We start from the raw sequence: 26,130 nt of genomic DNA, 5'->3' as shown, positions 1-26,130 counted from the left end.
AGTTCTTAGTCCCATGCCTGGATGAAGTTCTCTAATCTGAAGTATTTGACCTACTATTAAGTATTCTAGTTCAGACCATTTTTGCTCATTCAATAAATTTTTATGATGTCCTTGACGAGTTATCCCACAATAGTTAAATAAAGATTCCATGGAGTGATTAAGGTTTTTCTTATTCATTCTAAAATATTCTAAAGTGGTACTTTGGTGTTTTTTTTTAAGTCAACACCAGCGTCTTTACTAGCTATTTCAATTAGCTTTTCAAGATAATCTATTTGCATTTGCTTTTGTCCCAATCGTTGCTCCAATGATGCTACTTTTTCCAAAAGTTCCGCAGTCTTTTGAGCTTCGCTATCTTTTTGAATTACCATTGTAGTTCCTTTTTTATGTTCGGATGAGTAACGATAGAGCCAACGATAAACGGTTACGCTACTAACTCCCCATAAATTGCAAAAAGATTTTATAGAACACAAACCCGAACTGATTTCTTGAACTTTTTCTCGTTTGAACTCCTCACTAAATATTCTACGTTGTCGAATGTTTAGTTTTGTACTTTTTTTAGAAATTAATTTTGCTTCGATCATAACATAAGTTGATTTTTTTGTCAACCTATTTTAGGCAAGCACATCCAATAACCAGTTACCAATAACCGATTACTAATTTCTCACCAACTCCGCCGCCCCGAAAACCCCAGCACTGTCGCCAAGTAGTGGTTTTAGGAATACCGTTTCTACTTTTCGGTTATTGAAAATATAGTTTTCTATCTGTTTTACACCTTCGGTATAAAGTAGGTCAATGTTACTAACACCACCACCAAGAACTATGACATCTGGGTCCAGCACATTGATTATCGAACTGATGGCTCTTGCAAAAGAGGTCATCAAATGGTCTATGGTTGCTGTGGCGTGAGGGTCGGTGTGATCCAAGTGCCTTTGGTAAATTTCCTTCAGTCTAAGTTTTTGGCCTGAAAGTCCTTCATAATATCTCTCGAGAGCAGGACCTGCAAAGACTTTTTCGTTGCAACCACTTTTGCCGCAATAACAAGCCTCGCCATCAACATCCAATACTATATGTCCCCATTCACCGCCAATTCCGTGTTTTCCTCCAATCACTTTGCCATTGACTACTACACCACCTCCAACACCGGTACCCATTATTACTCCAAAAACCACTTCTGCGTCGAGGTCCTTGGCTGCTCCCATGGTGGCTTCGGCTAAAGCAAAACAGTTGGCATCGTTGGCCATTTCTATTCTGATTTTGAGCAATTCCTCCAAGTCCTTTTTCATCGGCTGGCCGTTCATGCAAACTGTGTTGCAGTTTTTCATGGTTTGTAAGCCTGGATCCAACGTTCCCGGTGTACTAAATCCTATGGCTGTCGGAGTCACGCCAGTTTCTTCTTTTACGATATTAATCAACAGCCCAATTTGAGAAATAATATGTTTGTAGCCTTTATCAGCTTCAGTATCAATTCGTTTCCTGATTAAGATTTCTCCAGATTCTGCTTCTATTACGATACACTCTATTTTGGTTCCGCCCAAGTCAACACCCCAAAGGTATTTCATATTTTTTATTCTTTTTTACTGCAAAGACACTAAGTTGCAAAGGTATAAATTTCCTTCTTGTGTTTATAACTTAGTGGTTTTGGCAAGTAATTTTTTGTTGTAAAATTTTAGCTAAATAAGCAGATTTTGGGGAAATTTCCACCTGTTATTATCAAATCATCCTAGAAAATCAATTTAAAAGGTTCCCAATCTCCTTCCCCGTTTCAAAAAGCAATTCTGCCGCATTTGCTTTCGCATAATCCAAGGTCATTTCGGGTGTTTTGATTTGGTAGGCCTTTATAATGTTTAGTTGCTTACTTAAGTCTGTTTCCACACTACCACCAACCAAAATAACGCTTTTCTGTTTGGCATTTTCTAGGAGTTTTGATATCAGTTTACCATTCCAAGTTTGAGAATCTATTCGGCCTTCACCAGATACAATGATGTCCGATTGCTCAATTTTGGTCTCTAAATCGCATATTTTGAAGATTTCTTCTGCAGCTGAAACTACTTTTGCTCCAAGAAATGCGTAGGCTCCACCTGCCAATCCACCGGCAGCCCCGCTTCCTGCAACGGTTTGCAAGTCAATGTTTTTGTTTTTTTTTAGAACTCTATTCAGGTTTTGGAGTCCTTTGTCCAAAAAGTCTATTTGTTCAGGATTTGCACCTTTTTGTTTGGCATAAATATGTGCAGCACCGTTTTCTCCATAAAAAGGATTGGTCACATCGGTGGCTACGATAAATTCTGTTTTTGAGAGGTCAAAGGTGGGTTGGTAATCGAAATCGTGAATGAAATTCAGATTTTCTCCTGTAGGATTTAATGTATTTCCTTTTTTGTCAAGAAAAATATAGCCCAATGCCGCCGCCATGCCTATCCCACCATCATTGGTAGCTGAGCCGCCGACAAAAAGTATAACTTTTTTCGCCTTTCTTTTCAGTGCATTGGCTATTAATTCGCCAGTTCCTAAAGTGGTAGTTTTTAAAGGATTTCGCTCGTTTTCGGTCACAAGTTCGAGCCCAGAAATTTGTGCCATTTCCACAAAGGCTGTCTTGGTTTTTTCGTCCCAAAGATATTTGCTTTCTATTTTTCTGAAAAGTGGATCAGAAGCCATGCATTTGACGTACTCCAAATCTCCTTTGATGGCCTCCAGCGTACCTTCACCACCATCTGCCAAAGGCAAAAGCGTGATTTCGGCTTCTGGAAATGTACTTTTGATTCCTCTGGCCAAACTTTCAGCCACTTTGGCAGCTGAAAGTGAATCTTTGAAAGAATCTGGGGCTATCAGAATTCGCATTATAAGCTCATTAAATCTTTGAATTTTATGGCTTGACGACGGGAGATTTCAATCTTTTCTAATGGTGTGCTTTTCTCACCACCTTTTAGTGTTACCAACAATCCACCTGAAAACCATGGCTCTATTTTCTCCACCCACTGCAGATTGATGATGTGTTTGCGGTTAGCTCTAAAGAAACTCTTCGGGTCTAATCTTTCCTCCAGACTATTCAAAGATTTCAAAATCATTGGTTTTTGGTCCTCAAAGTGCAGCCTCACGTAATTGCCCATCGACTCAAAGAGTCTCACTTTTCCTAGTTTTACAAACCAACATTTTTCACCATCTTTTACAAATACTTGATCATTTTCTGTCAAATATTGAACGTTAGGGTCTGATGAGAGTCTTTCAGTACGCTTGATTTCTGCTTCTACTTTGGTGATAGCCTCAGCCAAACGGCTACTGTCAATTGGCTTCATGAGGTAGTCGAGAGCATTGTATTCAAAGGCCTTCAGGGCATACTCGTCGTAGGCCGTGGTGAAAATAACTTCTGGCACCCTGTCTTCAATGATTTCCAAGAGTTCGAAACCATTTTTTCCGGGCATCTGAATATCAAGAAAAAGCAAGTCAGGTTGATGTTCATCAATGAGTTCGATGGCTTCATCTGCATTGGCGGCTTCGGCCACTACATTGATTTTTGGAAAATCTTCTAAAAGCCTTTTAAGCTCGTTTCGGGCAAGTCTTTCGTCGTCGATAATGATGGTTTTCATATACTTAGAGGTATTTTTATGACAGCCGTAACTGTCTGGTGATCTTCTTGATATATCTCAAAAGAGGCATTTTTGCCGTATAATAACTGCAATCTTTTTTCTGTATTTTTTAGTCCAAAACCTCCATCCTCGTTCAGGTTTTCGGTGTTTTTGAGTACACCTGTATTTCGTATTTTAATCACTAAATTATTAAAAATTTTACTGGTGTTTATTTCTACATAACCCCACCTTGCCGCTTTTTGTACACCGTGTTTAATGGCGTTTTCGACCAAAGTTTGGAGCATCATAGGAGGTACTTGTATGTTCAGCGTATTTACGTCCACATCCCACATGATTTGCAGTCGCTCCTCATAGCGTACTTTTTCAAGCTCTAGGTAGTCCTCAATGGTTTTCAGCTCTTCTTTGAGCGATATGGTCGTTTTTCGGTCGGCCACTAGTGCACTTCGTAGAATATTCGATAATTGCGTAATACCTTTCTGCGATTTGCTGGGGTCTTCCAACACCAAAGCTCTGATGCTATTCAAGGCATTAAACATAAAGTGCGGGTTGATTTGAGCCCGTAATATTTTAGCTTCGGTGGCCTCTATCGAAGTTTGGAGTTTTATACGTTCAATGGCATCAATTCGTCGTTCATTGGTGTAAGCATAGAAAATATAAACCAAAACCCATATCAAAATCGGTTTACTTAGATTGACCACATAGACGATATCTCTCAGCAGCCAATTGCTTTTGGAGGTGTCTATGATGTCTTCATCGAGGCTGATATTGATGGCATAAAACAAAAAAGTGATAAGTATTATGCCAATGAAACTCCTGATAATGAGTTGTGGTATAGATAGTTTTATCCAATCATATTTTTTAAAAACCACCCTGAATAGATGTGTAAGAGATATACCCACCAAAATGTTTATGATAGAATTAAAAACGAGGTTTTCGAGCTCCTCATAGTTGAAATTCCAAAATAGAAAATAGTTGATGAAGTCCGAGAGGGTGTAAAGCGTCCATCCCGAAATCTGAAAAAGCCAATACGATTGCTTAAAATTCATTCATCCAATATTTTCTCAAAACTACATATTATGAAAAATTAAAAATTAATCTTCTTGATTGTCGGGGATAATTGTTGGCGAAAGGTTGAATAATGGTTTATGCCAGTTTTTATCCTATTTCAAGCTCTTCCAAATGACTCACATCGTTTCGAGAAAGTATCTCAAATTTATCTTCGTTGTAACAATACTCCAACTTGTACAAACAGGTGTTTTGATGGGGGAATGTGTCCATTTCTTGCAAGTGAAGGTCTGATATTTCGGCCAACAGTATTCTCATTGCTCTACCATGCATGGCCACCAATACCAGTTTCTCATGAGAGTTTTCAATGATTTTTTTGAGGCCGATTTTCAATCTGTCGGCTACCTCTACAGGACTTTCGCCACCTGTTGGTTTCAGCGTTATGTTGCCTTGGCTCCAGCTTTTGGTCAGATTGGCGTAGTAGGCGTTGTCTTCTGTGGTTGGTTCTTTACCTTCCTTTTCGCCCCAACTGATTTCATTCAACTCTGCTAGAATTTCATGAGGGATTCCTTTTTTAATGAATTTCTCAACAGTTTGATGCGTTCGCACTAGGGCCGAGGTGTACACTTTTTCGAAAGGAACATCACCATATTTTCTATGAAAAGCCTCTGCTTGATTTCTCCCTGTTTCGTTGAGGTCTGCGTCTATTCCGCTACCTTGTACTATGCCTTTTTTGTTGTATTCTGTTTCTCCGTGTCTGATTAAATAGATTTCTTTTTTCGACATAAGTATATTTCCCCTCTTTTTAGATATTTTTGACAAATTTACGTAGAATACCATGTTTAATAAAAATTTTGATTTACAAACACTAAACGCTTTTGGTGAAAACACACTTCCAGGCCATATTGGGATTGAATTTACTGAAATTGGAAACGATTTTTTAATAGCCCGAATGCCTGTAGATAGCCACACCCATCAGCCATTTGGCCTTTTGCATGGTGGAGCTTCGGTTGTTTTGGCTGAAACACTGGGTAGCGTGGCCTCAATGCTGTGTTTGGAAAACCCCGAGAAACAAAAGGCAGTGGGGCTCGAAATTAATGCAAATCATTTGAGAGGGGTGAAGTCTGGTTGGGTGTACGGCAAGGTGACACCGATTCACATAGGTTCCAAAACTCACGTTTGGGATATTAAGGTTTCTAACGAAGAAGGCAAAACGGTTTGTATTTCCAGACTAACCACCATGATAATCTCTTAAAACGTACCCTTTGGCTCAATTTTTGATTAATTATTGAGGAAATTTTACACGATATGTATAGATTTATTTTTGTCTTTTTATTGTTTCAGAGTGCCTTTGGTTATGCACAAGTGATTAAAGCGGATACGGCCAATATGCCCATTGACACCAGCTTGAGGTTGAAACCCATTGTATTTGACACCATGAGTTACTCAGAGGAGTACAAAAGAGATACTTGGCGGTTTTCGTGGGGAGTTAGGGGAGGAGTAAGTAGAGGCAAATACATCATAAACGAAAACACGGTCGATCAAATTGGGCAAAGTGGGTTGCCGGTTTTGGATCAAAACGGTAAAATTGTGAAGAATCAGTTTGTGAATAACGATCTCTTTGGTACGGGATTTAATGCTGGAGTGTTCGCAAGATTTGTAAGAGGTTCGTTTTTTATTCAACCAGAGCTTATCCACTCGACCAAATCTGGCAAGTTTGACCTTCTCAAAACTGATGGTAGCCTTTATAAACGTGTAAATGGTTCATTTTCAGCTGTTGATGTGCCTATTCTGATAGGTATCAGATCTAATAAATCAAGGGTATTTTTCGGACCGACAGTCAATTTTGCCTATAAACTCAATGACGAAATGAAAAACGCACTTTTGGAGTTCGTTCCAAAAGAAAAACTCGACGGTAAGTTTTTTAATAGACCTATCATGAATTTTACCGTAGGAATTGGCTATGAATTCGGGTCGTTTTTCTTTGATGTTCGTTACGAAAAAGGCATTAAATCATATTCTTTGCAAGATATTGGACCGAGCAATTCTCCCAAATTGTTTAATCTTATAGCTGACGCTTTTCACATTAGTGTTGGATTAATTCGAAAATAAATTCTACTTTCTATCAATTCTAGGTTATTTTTGGTGAAAATAAACTTTTTCGATGAAAGCATTGGTTTTGGGAGGTGGTTCTCTGAAAGGAGCTTGGCAGGTTGGAGCCATTCAGGCTGTTTTAGAAACCGGATTTAAACCTGACATGATCTATGGGATTTCGGCTGGAGCACTCAATGCTGCCTTTATGGTGAACGAAGCAGGCCATCAGCACAAAGCTACTGGGACTATCAACTGGGATTTGGTCAATAAGAAATTACTCCAGTTTTGGTTAGAAAACATCACAAAGCCCTCGGATATTGGTATTTTAAAGTCGAAATGGACCCTGGGGATAGATACACTCATGAGTAGATTTGATGGGCTTTTGGATACCAATCCGCTTCATGAAAAACTCAAGAAGTATATTGATTTAACTACCCTCAGACGTAGCCCCGTGGCCATAAAAGTAGGGGCCGTAAACGTTCATACGGGAGAAATGCACTATGCTGATCCTCTAGAACAGCATTTTATAGATTTTCTTCGTGCCAGTAGTTCTCTGCCCATCATTATGCCAGGTATACAGATTGGCAACGATAATAAGGAAGTGTACTTAGATGGTGGAATCAGAGAGGTGGTGCCTTTGAAAAAGGCCATAGCCGACGGTGCCACAGAAATTTATGCCATAGCCACTCACCCGAAAAAACGTGAAATGGAACCCATCAACTACCGTAGTTTACTTACACTTATTGAACGAATTAAGGACATTTCTGTGAATCAGCTCGAAAACAATGACTTGGAATGGGCGGAACATTACAACCAAAATTTGGTTTCGGTGGCGGGTTTTAGTTTCAATAAAAAAATAAAACTTACCGTCATAAGGCCTGACGTTTCTGTAAATATCAAACTCACGGATTTTGATATTGAGGTCATAAAAGCCATTATAAAAGAGGGATACGAAAAGGCCTATACGGTGGTGAATGCTAAAAAAGCTTAACTCTCTTGCTCTGAATCACCCAAACCAATCCCAATGAAGCAATAAAAGCAAAAGCAATAGACAGAGTAGTGGCTTTGGAAATGAACCCAATTAAAACTGGGCCGAACAAAAAACCTCCCATCGCAAAGGTATTCATGATGGCTAATCCAGATCCTTTGGCCATGTTCGGAACCCTCGCCGCACTGGCATAAAGTATAGGGGCTCCGCACGAAACACCTGCTCCAACCAATGCAAAACCCACAATAGCCGAAAAAGTATAAGGCAGACTGATGACAACAATGATACCCAAGATGGTCAAGAGACCACCGTAGAAAAGTATTTTATTGGCACCATATCTTGGAATTATTTTGTCACCAATGAGCCTTCCCAAAGCCATAAAAAGTGAGTAGCCAGCCATTCCCCAACCTTCAAAATAGGTGGAGGTTTGTACAACGTCTCTCATGAAAACTGCAGACCAGTCAGCCATGGTTCCTTCGGTTATATTGATACACAAACCGATGATGATCATCAAAAGGAAACTTCCCTTTGGAAAGGAAAATTTTGATTTTTCTTCGGTGGTTTCGTGTAAATCATCCTGAATTAGAAAAATATTCTTTTGAGCAAATAACAAAACCAAAAACAATAGACCGCCAACAATGCTCATATAAAGTCCTGGTAGCAAGCCCATACCACCGAAAAAACTAGAGCAAATAGATCCAAACATAAGGCCTAAGCTGAACATGCCATGGCACGTACTCATGATTTTTATACCATAATGATGCTCAATGGCTCCCACGCAAGTATTCATACCCACATTGGTAATAGAAATACCACATCCACATAGAAATAGAAAAAAGGACTGGAAATAAACCGATGGAGCATTTAGTAATAGGCTGAATGCCAATAACATAAATCCAATGCCATAAACAGATGTTTTTTGCATTCCAATTTTGCGAACCAAAGTGGCCGCAACGGGATTCATGGTTAAAGCCCCAAATGGAAGGCTGAGCAAAAGTAGTCCGAGTTGGGCATCGTCGAGGTCAAACTTTGTTTTTACTGAGGGTATGAAAGTAGCCCAGTTGCCAAACAATAGCCCGACCGAAATGAATATTAGACCAATGGAAAAACTCTGTTTGTTGCCAAAAAAATCTTTGGTGATATGAGAAAACATAAAAACTTTGAGGGTTCAGCCCGCAAGTTAGTAAGATTTATAAGGCTTTTTGGGCTGTGATTAGCTAAACAAACTTTGAATGGCATATTTTATAAAAAAAGCCCAATTTTTTCTTAAAAATCACAAACTCATTTCTTTTCGTATTTCTTGGGGGCGTACAGAAACCCAAAAGCCTCAGCTCCTTCTTTGGTGTGTGTCTTGTGGTGAATGTAGTGTGCGTGCATGATACGTTTCATGTATTTACTTTTGGTCGTAAATTTGAATTTGACTCTTCTGTGCACTATTAAATCGTGAAAAATGAAATAGAAAAGCCCGTAAAGGGTAATGCCTAAGCCGATGTGAAACAAATACCAATATTCCGCATTTAAATCACCATAAACGATACAAAAAATGGCTATTGGAGTGAATACCAATGCATAGTAATCGTTTTTTTCGAAAAAACCCTTATGCATGTTGTGGTGGTCCTCGTGCCAAGTCCAGCCAAAACCGTGCATTATGTATTTGTGAGCAAACCAAGCTACACCTTCCATCAAAAGAAAAACGCCAAGAACTATTCCTACTTTAATTGCTATCTCCATCTTCTATTTTTATCTATAATAAAACACACTTAATCTTAAATTGTTTTTAGGTCTAAATTAAAAACCTATTTTTGTCGAAAATTAATACAAATGAAATTGAAATTATTAAGTTTTTTGCTTTTGTTTTCGGCGATGGCCTTTTCACAAAAGCCCAAGTCGGAAAAGCCGAAATTGGTAGTAGGTATAGTGGTAGACCAAATGCGTTATGACTATCTCTATCGTTTTTACTCAAAATACTCAACCGGTGGCTTCAAGAGAATGATGAACGAAGGCTATAACTGCCGCAACAATCACTATCATTATGCTTCAACCGTGACTGGCCCTGGTCATGCACATATATTTAACGGTTCTTCGCCAGCCATCAGTGGCATAGTAGGCAATGAGTGGTACGAGAAAAATATCTCCAAAAGCATGTATGTAGTTTCTGATTCAACAGTTAACGTAGTTGGAACGGGCAGTGCTTCGGCTGGTAAGATGTCGCCCAAAAATATGAAAGTAACATCTATTACTGACCAACTCAGAATTGCTACTCAGTTTAAATCAAAAGTAATTGGAATTGCTTTTAAAGATAGAGGTGCCATATTGCCTGCTGGACATACTGGTTTGGCTTATTGGTATGACGCTGGTAGCGGAAATTGGATTACAAGTGACTACTATCAAAAAACTTTGCCTGATTGGGTAAAGACTTTCAACGATAAAAAATTACCCCAACAGTATATCACCAAAACATGGGAGCCGTTGCAACCGTTGGCGAATTACACAGAAACCGAAGACGACGATCAGCCTTATGAGGCAAGTATTTCGGGCGAAACGAAGTCGGTGTTTCCACACAAAGTAACCATGGGAAGTTTAGCTCAAACTTATTTTGGAAACGAACTCACTAAAAACTTTGCTTTGGCTGCCATCGATTCTGAAAATATGGGCATGGGCAAGGAAACAGATTTTTTAACGGTTAGTTTTTCGACTCCTGATTACACCGGGCACGCTTTTGGGGCTCAATCGAAGGAGATTGAGGATGTGTACTTAAGGTTGGATAAAAACATGGAGGAGTTATTACTTCATTTGGATAAAAAACTAGGCTTAGGCAATTATACTGTTTTCCTCTCTGCAGATCATGGTGTGGCTGAAATACCGGCTTTTTTGAAAAAACATAATGTACCTGCAGGTTTGTTTTTGGGAGGAGAACTTGAGAAAAAAGCGGAAGCTGCCTTGATAGCAAAGTTTGGAGAAGGCAAGTATGTTATCAACTCAGACAACTATCAGTTTTACTTAAATAAAGTTTTATTGGCTCAAAAAAATATTACTGTAGACCAAGTAACTGCTGTTGTGAAGAATGAATTTGCTACGATTGAGGGTGTATATAATGTCATAAACCTTTCGGAGGGGAATGTAAACGAAGTACCGTCTTACTACAGAGATAAACTGACCAATATTTATAACCCAAAACGAAGTGGAGAAGTCATGATTCTGGTAGAACCAGCTTGGTTTCAGGGTTACACTAAAGGAACAACCCACGGTACCATGTATGCCTATGACACACATGTGCCATTGGTTTTCTATGGTTGGGGAATAAACAAAGGAGAGAATTTAAACAGAACGCATATTTCTGATATAGCTCCAACCATTGCCATGTTGCTCAAAATTTTAGAACCAAACGGTTCTCTTGGACAGCCTGTTACGAGTGCTTTGAAGTAAAATAGATTCTTGATATATAAAAAAGGCTGCCCATTAAACTGAGCAGCCTTTTTCGATTTAAAAAAGATTTTTCCTCTTATTTATCCTCTGGCAAAAGAACTATTCTAATGAAATCATCTCCACTCAAATATTTCTTTGCAGTCGCTTTCGTGCTTTCTACTGTCAATAAGTCGAGTAATTTATCTTCCGTAGGAATAGTGGTTACTTTGTCACCATTTTGATATTTGTTAGCCAAAGAACTCAACCAATAGTCGTTATTTTTTAGATTAGTTTGGAAATCAAGCTTTTGCTTCGAAACAAACTTTTCAATATCTCCCGCTTCTGCACCATTGGCTTTGATTTTTTCAATTTCCTTTAATGTGATATCTATCAGTTTCTCTACATTGGCTGGTGAGCAACCGTAGCCGATTCTGAACATATATCGTGGCATGGGTACTCTGTTGGTACTACCACCAACATATGGCGAGTAAACTCCACTTTCTTCTTCACGTAATTTTTCTGTAAGTTTTATGTTTAAAATATCTCCCAAGGCTCTTATCTGTAGTTCTTCAGCATCGTTAGGAGCATATTTGCCCGAATAAGTTAACAAAACCCTGGCTTTGTCTTCAGTTCCTTTTTTTACAACCTTACTCACCTTACCCGACGGTGGTACTATTTTCAAGTCACGGAAAGTCTCTTTTTTCTGGGTTCCAGGTAATCCACCAAGATAAGTTGCCAGTAAAGGCTTGATTTTTTCAACCTCAAAGTTTCCTACAAATGTGAACTCGAAATCTGAGGCGTTGTTGAATCTCTCACTGAAGATTTTCATTGCTTTTTCGGGATTCACTTGGTTCATTCTGTCCGAAGTCATCGGTTGAGCACGGTAGGCACCATTACCCATCACTACTTGTACCGAGTCATTGAATACTTTCTCTGGAGTTGGCGTTTTTTCCATATTTGCCAAAAAGTCTTTTTGGTTAGCCAACGCACCTTTTACTGCTTCCGGGTCTAACTTGTTGTTGGTAAATCTGTTATATATCATTTGCAAAGCAGTTTCAAAATCTTTTACAGAAGATGAACCCGAAATGGCCTCAGTAGTGCCGCCTACCATGGCGTTAACTTGAGCCACCTTGCCTGACATAAACTTGGTCAATTGCGAGGATTTCAAGTTGCCAATTCCACTTGTTGAGGCCACCATAGAACTCATGGCCGCATTCATAAAGTCGGCATCTTCATAGAGCGAGCTTCCTCCCCAGCTGGTACCTCTAAACTTGATTTCGTCGTTCTTAAAGTCAGTTGGTTTTAAATTTACTTTTAAGCCATTTTCAAAAACTATCTCAGTAACACCTACCTCGTCCACTTTCTTTTCAGAAACAATTTTACCCGGATTTGGCCTTTTCTCCACCAATGTTGTTGCCACGGCTTCGTCCACATATGCTGTAATGGTAGATCCCGTATTGTCTAACCATCCCTTGAGCTGAGCCTCTGTTGGAAGGCTTTCTTTGTCTTTTTCAGAGCCAATCAAGGCCAAAACCCTGTTTTCTTTGGTAATAAGTTTTTTTACCAAGGCGTTAACTTCAGCTAACTTGATGCCATCTAGGTTTTGTGCTACAAACTTATTGTCATATTCAATGTCTGTCATCACCACGTCATTTAAGAAACAACCTACCAGCTCTTCCACAAAGTTTTCTGAATCTGTTTTGTCTTTTTCTTTATATTGTTTCTCTACGCCTGTTTTGTATTGCAATTTAGCTCTCTGTAATTCACTCTCTGTGAAACCAAACTTTGAAACACGTTCGTTTTCATCCAAAACCGTCTTCAATGCTTTTTCTACGTCAGCACCTTTAGCTACCGCAAAAACGGTGAGGGCATCTAGATTTCCCAAAAATGATGAGTAATTACTCGAACCAAACTGATAAGGAGGGTCAGCTTTTTGCATCAATTCTTGCAAACGTTGGCTTATCATACTGTTAAATAATGAAGCCATTATGTTCTCTCTTCTATTCTCAGCCGTTATTTGTTTTTTCTCTGGTTGTAAGTAATACAACTGCACCATGTTGTAAGGTTGCTCCTTATCGGTGATAACAATGGCTTCCGTGCCGCCTTTCAGAGGTACTTCGTATTTTATTCTCTCTTTTGGTTTTGCAGGATTTTGAATACCGCCAAAATACTTAGTTATCATGGCTTCAATCTGAGCAGGGTCAAAGTCGCCAACAGCCACAACAGCTTGTAGGTTAGGTCGATACCAATCTTTGTGGAATCTCTTTACAGCATCATAAGGTGCGTTTTGAATGATTTCGTCCAAGCCAATCGGCAACCTTTGAGCGTATCTTGAGCCTCTAAAAATCACTGGTAAAAGTTTCTCCTGAATTCTCGACTGAGCACCTTTTCTAAGTCTTGATTCTTCCAAAACTACACCACGTTCTTTGTCGATTTCGGCGTGGTCAAGTGTAGCATAAGCTGCCCATTCTGACAATATCATCATGAATTTTTCTAACTTGGCTAGTGTATCAGTCGGGACCGGAAGCATGTACACTGTTTCGTCGAAACTCGTATATGCATTTAGGTCAGCACCAAACTGGATACCATTTTTCTCCAAAAAATTCACCATTTCGTTTTTCGGAAAATTCTTTGTGCCGTTAAAGTCCATGTGTTCCATAAAGTGAGCCAGACCTCTCTGATCATCATCTTCAAGGATTGAGCCGGCCTTTATGACGAGTCGGAGTTGTGCCCGATTTTTCGGTTCCACGTTTTTGCGGATATAATAAGTAAGCCCGTTTTTGAGTTTACCTACTTTCACCGCAGGATCCATCGGAAGTTTTTCTTTAAGGTTGATTTGTTGGGCAAATGCCACATGACATACCAAAAGCAGAAGCCCAAGGTTGTAGATTAGTCTTTTCATAAAGGATTTGAGATTAATTAATTGTATTTGTTTTAAAATGGAAAATACGGTTGCAATTAAATAGAAATTCTTAAAACCCAAAACAAAAACATTTGTTTGCGACTTAAAAAAACTATTTTCAAACTAAAACGTTAGTAATTATGGAAAATTTAATGCCGAATCAGAAATTTATTAGATTTAACATTTTTTGATTAAATTTGTAATTGAAAAGCCTATTCTACAGTTTGAAGTTTTAGATTCCTCCTGTTTAAGTTTTAAAAAAAAGAAAATTCCAAATCCTCTAGCAGGATATTTATATGAAAGAATACGGAAGTAATGTTCAGAAATTGGTCGAACAGATCGTTTCTATTCCAGAGAAAGAAAAAAGAACCAAGCATGCCCACATTCTGGTAGAACTGATGCGGCAGATTCATCCTCAGATGCGTGATGGAGCCGATTACAGCAAAAAGCTTTGGGATGATTTGTACATCATGGCCAATTTTGACCTTGACGTTGACAGTCCGTATCCACCACCTCCAAAAGAGATATTGGGTAAAAAACCAATGCAAATCCCTTACAGTCAGTCTAAACTGAAGCACAAGTTTTATGGAAGAAATCTTGAGCTACTTATCATGAAAGCTATTGTAGCCGAAACTTTTGACGAACGAAAGGCATTTGTTTCGTACTTGGTGCGTTTGATGAAATCGTTTTTCTTGAACTGGAACAAAGATACTGTAGAGACTAGTGTCTGTTTGAATCAAATCATGGAGCTTTCGGGTGGTAAACTAAAGCCTGAAATTGACTTTTTGGTTCAGAACGGAATGATAGATGACGCCAACCCAAAAGATGGAAGCGGCAATAGGCCAAGACCTGCGTATCAGAATTTCTCCAACCGTCCTGAAAGAGGCAATGAGCGTAGAGATCCGAGAGCCAGTGTTGATGGTAACAAAATGGGTGGATTTAATAGAAATCCAAACCAAAGGCCTAACAATCCGAACGGCGGAAATGGCAATGGAAACAATAAAAATCGTTTTAATAGCAACAATAACCGAAGAAGACCACAGTAATCTTTATGGCGTCATTTAAAATAACTGGAGGAAGAAAATTAAAAGGGGAGTTGATTCCCCAAGGGGCAAAAAACGAAGCATTGCAGATATTGTGTGCAGTTTTGCTGACCAAAGAACCTGTGATTATTCACAACATACCCAATATCAGAGACGTAAACAAGCTGATGGAACTCCTAGAAGACATGGGCGTTAAGCGAAGTAAGATGGGTGATGGTGTGTATAAATTTGAGGCTGATGATGTAAGTTTTGATTATTTCGAAACGCAAGAATATAAGGACAAAGCTGCCGAACTTCGTGGTTCAGTTATGCTTTTAGGGCCAATGTTGGGCCGTTTTGGTAGAGGTAAAGCCCCAAAGCCAGGTGGCGATAAAATTGGTAGAAGGCCGTTAGATACCCACTTTATTGGTTTTCAGAAGTTGGGAGCTGAGTTTTCGTATGATGCCGGCGATTCGTTCTATTCTATTGACGGTTCCAAAATGAAAGGCTCGTATATCTGGATGGAAGAGATATCAGTCACCGGAACTGCCAATGTTTTGATGGCCGCGGTTTTGACAGAAGGGACTACCACCATTTATAACGCAGCTTGTGAGCCTTATTTGCAGCAATTGTGCAAAATGCTGAACAGCATGGGAGCCAAGATTTCGGGTGTAGGTTCGAATCTCCTGACCATTGAAGGGGTAACAGAACTGTTTGGCTGTGAGCATACTATGCTACCTGACATGATCGAAATTGGTAGTTTTATTGGCCTTGCGGCGATGACCGGCTCTGAAATCACGATTAAGAATTGCAGAATTCCTGAATTAGGCATAATTCCAGATACTTTTAGGAAGCTGGGTATAGAAATGGAATTCAGGGGGGATGATATTCATATTCCTGCTCAGTCTAATTACAAAATAAGTACGCTCATAGATGGCTCAATATTAACGGTTTATGATGCTCCATGGCCAGGATTTACGCCTGACTTGATATCCATAATTTTGGTAACGGCTATTCAAGCAAAAGGTACGGTTTTAATTCACCAAAAAATGTTTGAATCTCGATTGTTCTTTACAGATAAGTTAATCGATATGGGAGCGCAAATCATTCTCTGTGACCCACACAGAGCCACGGTTATAGGTCTCAACCGAGAATATAATTTAAGAGGAATCAGAATGACCTCTCCTGATATTCGTGCAGGTGTGGCCTTGTTAATAGCCGCACTCTCTGCGGACGGGACGAGCATTATTGATAACATTGAACAAATTGATAGAGGATATCAAAACATCGATACCCGCCTAAATGCTATTGGTGCTGAGATAGTTAGGGTATAGTATTGTCTTTGATTAAAATATTTTAAGAGCCATCTTCGGATGGCTTTTTTTGTAAACCCTAGCTATAGATGAGTGAACAATTCACAAATAACCACAATCTGGATAATAAACCGTACCTTTGCGTTTTAATCGAAGTACCGAAACTGGTATTTCAAAATACCAATTTATGTCATTCGAAAATTTAGGACTCTCCAGTCCGATACTGCAAGCAGTAAAAGAAAAAGGTTATATCACTCCTTCACCGATTCAAGAAAAAGCCATCCCACTTGTTTTAGATAGAAAAGATATTTTGGCTTCGGCCCAAACAGGTACTGGTAAAACTGCGGGTTTTACTTTGCCTATTTTGCAGATTTTATCTGCTACGCCTAATCAAGGAAGAAGAAAAATCAGGTCCTTGATTCTTACGCCAACACGCGAGCTCGCCGCTCAGATTTATGACAATATCAAAGAATACAGCGTTTATTTAGATATAAAAGCTACAGTGGTTTTTGGTGGTGTAAACATTAATCCACAGATTTCTACTCTTAAAAATGGTGTAGATATTTTGGTTGCGACTCCCGGCCGTTTGTTGGATTTGCATAGCCAAAGGGCACTTTCATTAGCCAATGTGGAGATATTAGTTTTGGACGAAGCCGACAGAATGCTTGACATGGGTTTTGCTAAAGACATCAAACGAGTGTTAGCTTTGATTCCTGAGCGTCGTCAGAATCTTTTGTTTTCTGCCACATTTTCATTGGAAATCAAGCAGTTAGCAGCCGGTATTTTACATGACCCTGAAATGGTGGAGGCTTCGCCAGAAAATACTACGGTAGAGAAAATTGATCAAAGAGTAATCTTAGCTGACAAAGGAAGAAAGCCTTCCATGTTGGTAAAAATGATAAAAGAGGGTAATTGGGAACAGGTTTTGGTTTTTACTAGAACAAAGCATGGAGCCAATAAACTCACAGAAAAACTTCAAAAATCGGATATTACTTCGGCTGCTATACACGGTAACAAGTCACAGGGGGCCAGAACAAAGGCTTTGGATGATTTCAAAAAGGGAGAAATTCAGGTTTTGGTGGCAACAGACATTGCTGCTAGAGGACTGGATATTCCACTTTTGCCACATGTGGTAAACTACGAACTGCCAAACGTACCAGAGGACTATGTACACCGCATAGGCCGTACGGGTAGGGCTGGGGCTACTGGTGAAGCCGTTTCTTTGGTTTGTAATGAAGAATATGATTTCTTAAGAGGAATTGAGAAATTGTTGGGTCAAAAGTTTGTAAGAGAAACGATGACGGGCTACGAACCTATCGAAGAGGACGAACCAGGACCTACGAAATCAGAACACAGAAGACCTCAGAACAATAATTTTAGAAAGCCGAATATACAAGGTGGCGGAGGTCGTTCGCCTCACAGTGGTGGTGGAAGTTCGACATCTGAAAATAAAAAGCCCAAGAAGTTTTTTGGAAGGAGGTAGTAGAAATCGTTTCTGGAATTATCCTCGTTAGCTACTTTTGAATTTTATTTCAGAAAAAATGTTAAGTTTGTGTATCATAAAAGATTTCAATTATGTATCAAGCTGTTAAGGGTATTTATGAAAACGGTGTGCTAACACTACTAGAACCCGCTCCGATTCAAGAAAAGTCGGAGGTCATTGTGACGTTTATTTCTACTGAAAAGGCGAAAGTTTTAAAGCAACGGGTGCCAGGTGGGTTGTTACGACTAAGGAATTTGAAACAAGGAGAAGTTAGTATTCCGGATGATTTTAATGAGCCTCTGGATGATTTGAAAGAATATATGGGATGAATTATTTAATCGATACTCAAATTCTCATTTGGTTTCAATTGAATGATAGTTTAATGAAACCTAGTATTCTGAGTATTTTAAATAATATTGAGAATAATATTTTTGTTTCGGATATAAGCTTATTTGAGGTTTCTATAAAAAGTAAATTAGGGAAATTACCTCTTAATCTTGGTTCTCTTGATGAAATAATTCAAGTTTGTCATTTGGATGGATTTAAGTTTTTATCAATAAGTCAAAAACACATTATTACTTATCAAAGTCTACAATTGTTTGATTCTCACCGAGACCCATTTGATAGATTATTAATTTCGACTGCTATTTCGGAGGGGTTAACAGTTATCTCTACAGATGAAAAATTTAAATTATACAAATCAGAAATTGACTTAATAGAGGCATAATAAAATCAGCGACCCCAAAGGAATCGCTGATTTTTGTTTTACGTCTTTATCTTACCCTATCCAAGCCTCTACTTCTTCCTTGCTTGGCATTTTTTCGTCTATTTTAAGTTTTTTACGCATTCCACCTAGGTCGTTGAAGACCTTGTTTGGATTGGCTTCTTTTAATGCTGGGATGGTGTAAAAGCCCATTTTTTGTAAGGCAGGCACCCAAACAGCAGGAACGCCAGCCGCAACGTAATCTTCTGTGGTTGCTATTTCTACCTTTTTCTCAGGTCGCATTTGAGGGAAGAAAAGCACCTCTTGTATACTTGCATTGTTGGTGAGCATCATTGTTAAGCGATCAATACCAATACCAATACCCGCCGTTGGAGGCATTCCATACTCTAAGGATCTGATAAAGTCTTCGTCTAAAGCCATGGCCTCTTCGTCACCTCTCTCGGCCAATTTCAGTTGTTCCTCAAAACGCTCTCTTTGGTCTATTGGGTCGTTTAATTCAGAGTAGGCATTAGCTACTTCTTTACCATTTATAAATAATTCAAAACGCTCCACCAAACCCGGCTTGCTTCTGTGTTTTTTGGTCAGAGGAGACATTTCAACTGGGTAATCGATAATGAAAGTTGGCTGAATCAAGTGTTCTTCCACTTTTTCTCCAAAAATCTCATCGATTAACTTAGCCTTGCCCATGGTGTCGTCTATTTCCATGCCCCATTCTTTACATTTTTGGCGTAGGTCTTCTTCTGACGAAGCATCAACATTCACACCCGTATGTTTTTCTATGGCTTCAATGATCGATAGCCTCTGGAATGGTCCTTGGAAATCAATAATATTTTCTCCAAAAGTGAATTTGGTATCTTCGTGCACTGCCAAAGCCACTTTTTCGAAAAGTTGCTCGGTGAATTCCATCATCCAGTTATAATCTTTATAAGCCACATATAATTCTAGGGCAGTAAACTCAGGGTTGTGGGTACGGTCCATTCCCTCGTTTCTAAACATCTTACCAAATTCATATACGCCATCAAAACCACCTACTATTAATCTTTTCAGATACAATTCGTTGGCGATACGCATAAACAAAGGCATGTCTAGTGTATTGTGGTGCGTTTTAAAAGGCCTAGCAGCTGCTCCTCCGTGAATGGGTTGTAAAATTGGTGTTTCTACTTCTAACCAACCTCTATCGTCAAAAACTTGACGCATGGTGCTGATAATCTTAGCTCTTTTAACAAAAATATCGCGGTTTTCTGGATTTACGATCAGGTCAACATAACGCTGACGGAATCGCTGCTCTGGATCTGTAAAACCATCGTGTACTTTACCTTCTTCGTCACGTTTTACAACTGGAAGCGGCTTGAGAGACTTTGAAAGAACTTTGAAAGATTTTACATGAATAGAAATCTCTCCTGTTTGGGTTTCAAAACAAAAACCATTAACACCGATGATGTCTCCAATGTCAAGAAGTTTCTTGAATACGGTGTTGTACATGGTTTTGTCTTCACCAGGGCATATTTCGTCTCTGTTGAAATACAACTGTATTCTGGCTGTCTCGTCCTGAATTTCAGCAAACGAGGCAGAGCCCATGATACGAAAACTCATCAAACGACCAGCCACACTCACGTCTTTGAAGTCGAACTTGTTGTGTTTCCAGTGTTTGAGTATGTCTCTTAAACTGGTATTGGTTACGAAGCCTTCCGCAGGGTATGGCTCTATTCCCAACTTCATCAATTCTTCTCTTTTTTGCCTTCTGAGTATTTCTTGTTCGCTTAAAAGCATGGTTTTCTTTAATGTTTTTCTTGAAAAATCGTGCAAAATTAACAATTTCTGACCGATAAATTACTCAGATTATCAATTATTATGCTTTTGTGGCCTCTGAAAATATTTTTTGGTATTATTTGAGTTTATTTTCAAGAAATGGCTTTTTTTGTCGTTTTAAATTCAAAAATTACAACCCGCAAAATTCCTCGCATGAAGAAGTATTTATTTACGGCATTCCTTTTCTATTTCTTTCAACACGCCGCCTTTTCTCAAAACATCACCATTAAAGGTAAAGTTGTTGACGCCCAGTCCAAGGAAGGATTGCCATCTTGCAATGTTTTCATCAACGGCTCTACCATTGGTACAAACTCGGATCTAGACGGGAATTATCAATTTAATAATCTCACTGTCAATGAGTTTGACTTGGTTTTTTCTTATGTGGGCTACAAGTCTGTATCTAAAAAAATCATTGCAAAAGCTGGTGAAACCATAACAATGGACGTCGAATTGGTTCCATCGGATAATCTGCTGACGGAGGTTCAGGTTAAGTCAAAGAGAGACAAGAAATGGGAAAAACAGCTGAAAAAGTTCAGGACTTATTTTCTTGGAGAAAGCAATTTTGCCGATAAATGTGAGATAGAAAATGCTTGGGTGATTGATTTTGAGGAAAAAGAAGATGGTTTTTATGCGAAGGCAATTGAACCAATAAAAATCAAAAATTTGGCTTTGGGCTACAACATCACCTTTGATTTGACGGATTTTTATGTGGGCAAAGACATGCATAAACTTGGGGGCAATGTTTATTTTACCGAAATGACCCCATCTAACAAGGCCAAGTTGGAGGAATGGTTTGCTTATAGGGCTTTTTCTTACAAAAAATCTCCGGTATTTATGTTTAAGTCTTTGGTTGATAATAAATTAGCCGAGGCTGGATTCTCACTATTTGTGCCAAAACCTGGCTCCAATGCCGTCAGAACGGACAATTTTGACTCCGAATTAGGTAAATCTGTAATAGAGTACGAAAGCAGCAAAATGGTAGGTTTGGGTAAAAGTCCAGAATTGAAGAAGATTTATGTTGTTAATAATTTAGAGATTCACAATCAGTCAGTTAAGTCGGAACTTCGTACTTATCAAGGTATAGATTACGGTATTAGTTGGATGCAGGTGAGGGGCAATAACGTACATGTCAACAAAGAGGGAGTGCCCTTAAATCCTCAGGATATTGTGGTGTCAGGCGATATGGATTATTTGAAAGTATCGGGCATGTTGCCATCTGATTATGACCCCAAAAGTTCAGCCAATGAGGCCTATTTTTTGAAGTTCGAGAAACCACCATTTGCTGAAGCGGTACATTTGCATACCGACAGAGATGCTTATTATCAAGGTGATAAGCTGTGGTTTAAGGCATATTTGAATTATACCTCTTTTGCGGCTAAAGATACTGCAAGCAAGGTGCTTTATGTCCAGTTAATTAATCAGAAAAAAGAGATTGTTGAAACCCAAAAACTGGAGGTTTCCAATGGTTTTGCTTACGGAAATATGATCTTTTCGAAAGAATTACCTACTGGAGTTTACACTTTGAGAAGTTTCACCAATTACATGCGGAATTTCTCAAAGCCACTTTTTTCTAAGTCTTTTCCTCTTTTGGCAAGAAATGAGAAATTTGAGATTTCTAAAACTGAAACCGAACCTGAGGGTGAAAAAGAGCGAGTTGTGGCCAAACTGGAATCTTATGATAAATCTTCAGGCCTGCTCAAATTTGCTTTTCAAGATCTCGTAGGAAATGCTTTGGGGGCCAATTTTTCCTTATCTGTTGGCAATCCTGAGTTTATGCCAGAGTTTGATTTGAATTCGAAAATTACTGAAAACCTGAGTCTCAGTGACATTGATAAACCTATGAATAAGCCGTTTTTAATGGAAAAAGGACTTAGCTTATCTGGCGTTTTCCTGGATAAAAAACGCATGCCACTGAAAGAAGAAATCAACATTTTTGTAAATAATCTTCAGAATTTTAGCCAAACCAACTCCGATGCCAACGGCAATTTTGTATTTAATAATCTGACTTATTATGGTGAAACCGATGTTTACCTACAGCCCGTTTCCAAAAAACTTAAAGAACCAATTTTTATAATTAAGAATGACTTAAACTACCCTGTAGTTAATTCTATTTTTCCCGAATATAGTTCTAAGAAAATAGTGACAGAAAGTTCTTATTTTGAGGATGTTTTGCCGGAGAATGTAGCTGCTGCGGAAACCAAAGATGATGTGCCACAAAAGCAAAAAATGCTCTATGGTCGCCCAGATTATGTCGTTGAAGAAAATGAAATAAACAGGAACAATGGTATTTTTGGAATTCAAAATAGTATTCTCAAAAAAGTGCCAAGTCTTCAAATGCAAGGCGGAAATTTTGTACTTAGAGGTGGAGCGAGTTCGGTGTTTAATTCAAACGCCGCCCTGATACTCATAGATGGCGTACCCATGGGGTCTATTAATTCAGTCGACCCAAACAACATTGCTCGTATAGAAGTAGTGGCAAGAATGGCCAATATGTATGGTGATTTGGGCAAAAATGGTATAATATCGGTATTTCTCAAAGACAAAAAAAGTGCAGAGGCCGACTTTGAGGGTAGAAATTTCACCAAAGTATCAGTGGTAGGATATAACTCGCCAGATGTTTTCATGCCAGCAAGTATCAAAATGACCAATGCCCAGAATATCCCAACTGTCTATTGGAATCCTGAGATTTTGACCAATGAAAAAGGTTTGGCAGAAATCGCCATTGGCCAGAATCTAACCTTACCTATGAAGATTTGTATTGAAGGAGTTACACAAAAAAACATTCCGTTCAGAAAAGTATTTTTTTTGAAATAGAAACGCACTAATTTTGAGGGTCAAAGTGATTAAAATGAAATCAAGATTATTGCTCTTAATTGTAATTGTTATTTTAGGGCAATGTACACCAAAGTCTACACCCAAAAGGCCAAAATCTTCCTCCTCCAACGAAGTTTTGTATCCTAAACGTGAGTTTCGGGCGGCTTGGGTGGCTACCATCGAAAATATCGATTGGCCTTCCAGGAAAACGCTCAGTTCGGAGCAACAGCAGCAAGAGTTTACTCAAATACTGGACAGTCATAAAAAAACTGGTCTAAATGCGGTATTTGTGCAGGTTAGAGCTGCCTCCGATGCTTTTTATGCCCGCAGTACCGAACCATGGTCGGAGTGGTTGACTGGAGCCCAAGGCAAAGCACCCGAACCTTTTTATGATCCCATGCGGTTTATGATAGAAGAAGCCCACAATCGTAACTTTGAGTTTCATGCTTGGCTCAATCTCAATCGAGGAACCCAAAAAAATGCCAAAAGTGTATCAAAAGACCATATCACCAAGCAAAAGCCAGAGTGGTTTGTGTCTTATGGCGGATATCAACTTTACAACTTCGGGATTCCAGCGGTTAGAGAATATATTCAGGAATTGGTAGTCAATATCGTCAGAACTTACGACGTTGATGGTATTCATTTTGATGATTATTTTTATCCTTACCTCGTCGCTGGTGAAACTTTTAACGATGCGGCTACTTACAAAAAGTTCGGTCGGGGATTTAATAACATTGGCGATTGGCGAAGACAGAATATCAATTTGTTAATCAAGGATATTTCCAAGGCCATTTCTGAAGAAAAAAAATGGGTAAAATTTGGAATTAGCCCGTTTGGCGTTTGGCGAAATGCATCCACAGATAAACTGGGTTCGCCAACCGAAGGTGGACAACCTTCGTATGATAATTTGTATGCCGACACCCGCAAATGGGCCAAGTTTGGCTGGATAGATTACATTGCTCCGCAAGTTTATTTTTCTTTCGATCATCCCAAGGTTCCTTATTTACCTTTGGTGAATTGGTGGGAAGAAAACCATGGAAATCGACACCTGTATATAGGTCATAGTGTTTACAAAGTGGACAAAGATTCTCCAGAGAAAAGTTGGAGATCAGCAGGCCAAATAGGCAAACAAGTAAGAAGCAACTACACGTCTGATGAGATATCGGGAAGTATTTTTTATAGCACCAAGCATCTGATAAATAATAACTTGGGTATCTCAGACACTTTAAGCAACATCTACAAATATCAAGCTTTGCTACCCACCATGCCTTGGAAAGATGCCATCCCGCCCAATAGCCCAGTGGAATTAGAAGTCAAAAGAGCTGATAATTCGGGTGCGTTTGTATCATGGAAATTGCCCATCAGAATATCTCGGGATAAAGATGAGATTCGGAGTTTTGTACTTTATAGATTTGAGGAAGGCGAAGAAATCAACCTTGAAAATCCTAGAAATATAGTTTCAATTATCAGAAATGTAGGACTGCTGAATTTTGTGGATAGAAACATTTCGAAGAAAAAAAGTTACTTTTATGTCATAACGGCCTTGGATAGACTTCATAATGAAAGCAGTCCAAGCAATCAATTTTTTCTAAAATGAATACAACAGAAATTTATCTGAAAATTGAAGAAGTGTTTGCAGACTATTCAAAAAGTCTCGAAAAATATTCCCCAAGTCAATTTGATTTCAAGGCAGATGAGGAAACATGGTCTTTGGTACAAATGTATGAGCATGTGTGTGTAACGAGCAAAAAGTTTTTCTTGGCCAAGACCAAAAGATGTCTGGAAAGACGGAATGGACAAGAGGGCGGAGAAAAAAATAGTGCGGGTGAAAATGTTTTTAAATATGGAGGCTTCCCGCCTAAAATGAAGTTTAAAATGCCGGCTGCTGTAGCCGAAATACCTATTTTTGGGCAATCTGTTGACCATTATAAAAAAGAGATTGATGAGATATTAAGTTCTGCAAAATTATTTATAGAAGCTGTAGAGTCTGACCTTGGAACCTATAAAACGCAACACCCTGCATTGGGAATGTTAAATGCCAAAGAATGGTTTCACAGTTTAGAAATGCATTCGAGGCACCATCTGAACCAAAAAGTAGAACTCGAGGCCTTATCTGCTCATGTCTGATATAAAGTACAGGCTTTACCCCACCTTACTCAACGAGTTTGGAAAATACATTAGTTCTCCAACATTGGAAATGAGAACCTCTTTGCTCAATAGAATCAACAGAGTCAGAGACTTCGATGATGCCACGCTCAAAAGAATGAAAAAAGGCTCAAATTTTGAAGATGCCGTTCTCAAAAATAGACCACATGTATTTGAAAATCAAATTGTTGAAAAAGTGAGAAATATGTTGCCTGCCTCTAGGGTAGAGCAGATGCCCATAAAATTCACGCACCAAAATATTCAGTTTTATGGATTTGCCGATGTGGTAGGAGAGGGCAAAGTAATAGACATAAAAACTACTTCAAGCTACAAACCCCATAAATTCCAGTACAATTTCCAGAATCTCTACATGTATGCACTCAAAGACAAGGGCTGCAGCAGTATGGAGTACATCATCTACGATTTCAAAGAAATACACATAGAGACTTACCCGCTAGCCACTTACGATTTCTCCGCCATGCTCCACCACATGGAACTCTTCACCGAATTCCTCGAAGAAAACCGCCAGTTTATCACCGACAAAAAGATATTTGTGGAAGAAGTGAGTGGAGGATTGTTTGGGTGAGGTGGGAAATAAGTGTAAATTAAAATACTGATATACAGTTAGTTATAATTTTTTAGAATATATATTTTTATCTACGCAAATTGACTGCGTACTGTCTTCTCAATTTTGCATCATCAAAAATAATAAAACAATTGAGCAGGTCAATCAGAAGGTTCGAGTCCTTTATGTTTTGCGATAAAAGGTGGTTTCTTGAACCTGATGTGGGTATCCGCATACCCCATAGTATTTGAGAAGTATCTTTAAATATGCTGTCGGAAATTTT

Annotated in this window: 24 protein-coding genes; 13 read left to right on the top strand and 11 right to left on the bottom strand. The window is 38.9% G+C overall.

What is annotated here, in order from left to right:
• Nucleotides 1–188: 188 nt before the first annotated feature.
• The 6 genes from EGI31_RS12420 to EGI31_RS12395 all read right to left on the bottom strand — a co-directional run bounded on the left by EGI31_RS12420 (nt 189) and on the right by EGI31_RS12395 (nt 5,369).
• Nucleotides 189–581 carry a transposase gene (locus EGI31_RS12420; protein ID WP_255036345.1) on the bottom strand — a complete coding sequence of 131 codons (393 nt, stop codon included), beginning with the start codon at nt 579–581 and terminating at the stop codon, nt 189–191.
• A gap of 72 nt (nt 582–653) precedes the next feature.
• A complete protein-coding gene (locus EGI31_RS12415; protein WP_255037553.1) occupies nt 654–1,559 on the bottom strand; it encodes an ROK family protein in 906 nt (301 codons plus the stop codon).
• A gap of 169 nt (nt 1,560–1,728) precedes the next feature.
• The gene (locus EGI31_RS12410; protein WP_255037552.1) at nt 1,729–2,832 is read right to left on the bottom strand and encodes a glycerate kinase; all 1,104 of its coding nucleotides are present in this window, start codon (nt 2,830–2,832) and stop codon (nt 1,729–1,731) included.
• On the bottom strand, nt 2,832–3,578 hold the full coding sequence (locus EGI31_RS12405) for a LytR/AlgR family response regulator transcription factor (protein WP_255037551.1): 747 nt from the start codon (nt 3,576–3,578) through the stop codon (nt 2,832–2,834). Before EGI31_RS12405 ends, EGI31_RS12410 begins: the two co-directional genes overlap by 1 nt.
• Nucleotides 3,575–4,624: a sensor histidine kinase gene (locus EGI31_RS12400; protein WP_255037550.1), complete on the bottom strand. Its 1,050-nt coding sequence runs from the start codon at nt 4,622–4,624 to the stop codon at nt 3,575–3,577. Before EGI31_RS12400 ends, EGI31_RS12405 begins: the two co-directional genes overlap by 4 nt.
• Nucleotides 4,625–4,733: 109 nt before the next feature.
• Nucleotides 4,734–5,369, bottom strand: coding sequence for a histidine phosphatase family protein (locus EGI31_RS12395; protein WP_255037549.1), 636 nt, complete (start codon nt 5,367–5,369; stop codon nt 4,734–4,736).
• A gap of 52 nt (nt 5,370–5,421) precedes the next feature.
• Between EGI31_RS12395 and EGI31_RS12390 the strand changes: the two genes are divergently transcribed.
• The 3 genes from EGI31_RS12390 to EGI31_RS12380 are packed head-to-tail and all read left to right on the top strand — an operon-like array spanning nt 5,422 to nt 7,668.
• Nucleotides 5,422–5,838 (top strand): hotdog fold thioesterase, encoded by a 417-nt coding sequence (locus EGI31_RS12390; protein ID WP_255037548.1) that lies wholly within the window; start codon nt 5,422–5,424, stop codon nt 5,836–5,838.
• A gap of 53 nt (nt 5,839–5,891) precedes the next feature.
• On the top strand, nt 5,892–6,695 hold the full coding sequence (locus tag EGI31_RS12385; RefSeq protein WP_255037547.1) for an outer membrane beta-barrel protein: 804 nt from the start codon (nt 5,892–5,894) through the stop codon (nt 6,693–6,695).
• Nucleotides 6,696–6,747: 52 nt separating this feature from the next.
• Nucleotides 6,748–7,668, top strand: a complete 921-nt coding sequence (locus EGI31_RS12380) for a patatin-like phospholipase family protein (RefSeq protein ID WP_255037546.1) — start codon at nt 6,748–6,750, stop codon at nt 7,666–7,668.
• Here the strand turns inward: EGI31_RS12380 and EGI31_RS12375 are convergent.
• Together EGI31_RS12375 and EGI31_RS12370 are read right to left on the bottom strand one after the other, a co-directional pair.
• Nucleotides 7,655–8,818 carry an MFS transporter gene (locus EGI31_RS12375; RefSeq protein ID WP_255037545.1) on the bottom strand — a complete coding sequence of 388 codons (1,164 nt, stop codon included), beginning with the start codon at nt 8,816–8,818 and terminating at the stop codon, nt 7,655–7,657. The two genes, EGI31_RS12380 and EGI31_RS12375, sit on opposite strands and share 14 nt — an antisense overlap.
• 128 nt (nt 8,819–8,946) lie before the next feature.
• On the bottom strand, nt 8,947–9,396 hold the full coding sequence (locus EGI31_RS12370; protein ID WP_255037544.1) for a sterol desaturase family protein: 450 nt from the start codon (nt 9,394–9,396) through the stop codon (nt 8,947–8,949).
• 90 nt (nt 9,397–9,486) lie between these two features.
• Between EGI31_RS12370 and pafA the strand changes: the two genes are divergently transcribed.
• On the top strand, nt 9,487–11,091 hold the full coding sequence (pafA, locus tag EGI31_RS12365) for an alkaline phosphatase PafA (RefSeq protein WP_255037543.1): 1,605 nt from the start codon (nt 9,487–9,489) through the stop codon (nt 11,089–11,091).
• 76 nt (nt 11,092–11,167) lie between these two features.
• Here pafA and EGI31_RS12360 read toward each other — a convergent pair whose 3' ends face one another.
• A complete protein-coding gene (locus EGI31_RS12360) occupies nt 11,168–13,972 on the bottom strand; it encodes a M16 family metallopeptidase (protein ID WP_255037542.1) in 2,805 nt (934 codons plus the stop codon).
• Between the two features lie 296 nt (nt 13,973–14,268).
• On the opposite strand from EGI31_RS12360, the gene EGI31_RS12355 reads away from it, so the two are divergent.
• The 5 genes from EGI31_RS12355 (at nt 14,269) to EGI31_RS12335 (ending at nt 18,517) form a co-directional block, all read left to right on the top strand.
• Complete coding sequence (locus tag EGI31_RS12355) at nt 14,269–15,018, top strand: DUF4290 domain-containing protein (RefSeq protein WP_255037541.1); 750 nt, start codon at nt 14,269–14,271, stop codon at nt 15,016–15,018.
• A 5-nt stretch (nt 15,019–15,023) separates the two neighbouring features.
• A complete protein-coding gene (murA, locus tag EGI31_RS12350; RefSeq protein WP_255037540.1) occupies nt 15,024–16,328 on the top strand; it encodes a UDP-N-acetylglucosamine 1-carboxyvinyltransferase in 1,305 nt (434 codons plus the stop codon).
• 166 nt (nt 16,329–16,494) lie between these two features.
• Complete coding sequence (locus EGI31_RS12345; RefSeq protein ID WP_255037539.1) at nt 16,495–17,790, top strand: DEAD/DEAH box helicase; 1,296 nt, start codon at nt 16,495–16,497, stop codon at nt 17,788–17,790.
• A gap of 92 nt (nt 17,791–17,882) precedes the next feature.
• Complete coding sequence (locus EGI31_RS12340; protein WP_255037538.1) at nt 17,883–18,119, top strand: antitoxin AF2212-like protein; 237 nt, start codon at nt 17,883–17,885, stop codon at nt 18,117–18,119.
• Nucleotides 18,116–18,517, top strand: a complete 402-nt coding sequence (locus EGI31_RS12335) for a type II toxin-antitoxin system VapC family toxin (protein ID WP_255037537.1) — start codon at nt 18,116–18,118, stop codon at nt 18,515–18,517. The genes EGI31_RS12340 and EGI31_RS12335 overlap by 4 nt, the downstream gene beginning before the upstream one ends.
• 51 nt (nt 18,518–18,568) lie before the next feature.
• On the opposite strand, the gene lysS is transcribed toward EGI31_RS12335, so the two are convergent.
• Nucleotides 18,569–20,284, bottom strand: coding sequence for a lysine--tRNA ligase (lysS, locus tag EGI31_RS12330; RefSeq protein ID WP_255037536.1), 1,716 nt, complete (start codon nt 20,282–20,284; stop codon nt 18,569–18,571).
• Nucleotides 20,285–20,476: 192 nt separating this feature from the next.
• Between lysS and EGI31_RS12325 the strand changes: the two genes are divergently transcribed.
• The 4 genes from EGI31_RS12325 to EGI31_RS12310 are packed head-to-tail and all read left to right on the top strand — an operon-like array spanning nt 20,477 to nt 25,868.
• Nucleotides 20,477–23,137 carry a carboxypeptidase-like regulatory domain-containing protein gene (locus EGI31_RS12325; RefSeq protein ID WP_255037535.1) on the top strand — a complete coding sequence of 887 codons (2,661 nt, stop codon included), beginning with the start codon at nt 20,477–20,479 and terminating at the stop codon, nt 23,135–23,137.
• A 34-nt stretch (nt 23,138–23,171) separates the two neighbouring features.
• Nucleotides 23,172–24,734 (top strand): glycoside hydrolase family 10-like protein, encoded by a 1,563-nt coding sequence (locus tag EGI31_RS12320; protein ID WP_255037534.1) that lies wholly within the window; start codon nt 23,172–23,174, stop codon nt 24,732–24,734.
• The gene (locus EGI31_RS12315) at nt 24,731–25,264 is read left to right on the top strand and encodes a DinB family protein (RefSeq protein ID WP_255037533.1); all 534 of its coding nucleotides are present in this window, start codon (nt 24,731–24,733) and stop codon (nt 25,262–25,264) included. The genes EGI31_RS12320 and EGI31_RS12315 overlap by 4 nt, the downstream gene beginning before the upstream one ends.
• Complete coding sequence (locus EGI31_RS12310; RefSeq protein WP_255036848.1) at nt 25,257–25,868, top strand: hypothetical protein; 612 nt, start codon at nt 25,257–25,259, stop codon at nt 25,866–25,868. Before EGI31_RS12315 ends, EGI31_RS12310 begins: the two co-directional genes overlap by 8 nt.
• Nucleotides 25,869–25,935: 67 nt before the next feature.
• Here EGI31_RS12310 and EGI31_RS12305 read toward each other — a convergent pair.
• Nucleotides 25,936–26,130: hypothetical protein (locus EGI31_RS12305; RefSeq protein ID WP_255037532.1), on the bottom strand; the 195-nt coding region annotated here is incomplete at its 5' end.

Source organism: Lacihabitans soyangensis (genome assembly GCF_024343775.1).
Lineage (GTDB): Bacteria > Bacteroidota > Bacteroidia > Cytophagales > Spirosomataceae > Leadbetterella > Leadbetterella soyangensis.
Note: the sequence above shows the minus strand (reverse complement) of the source record. Positions and strands in the feature narration are given on the sequence as shown.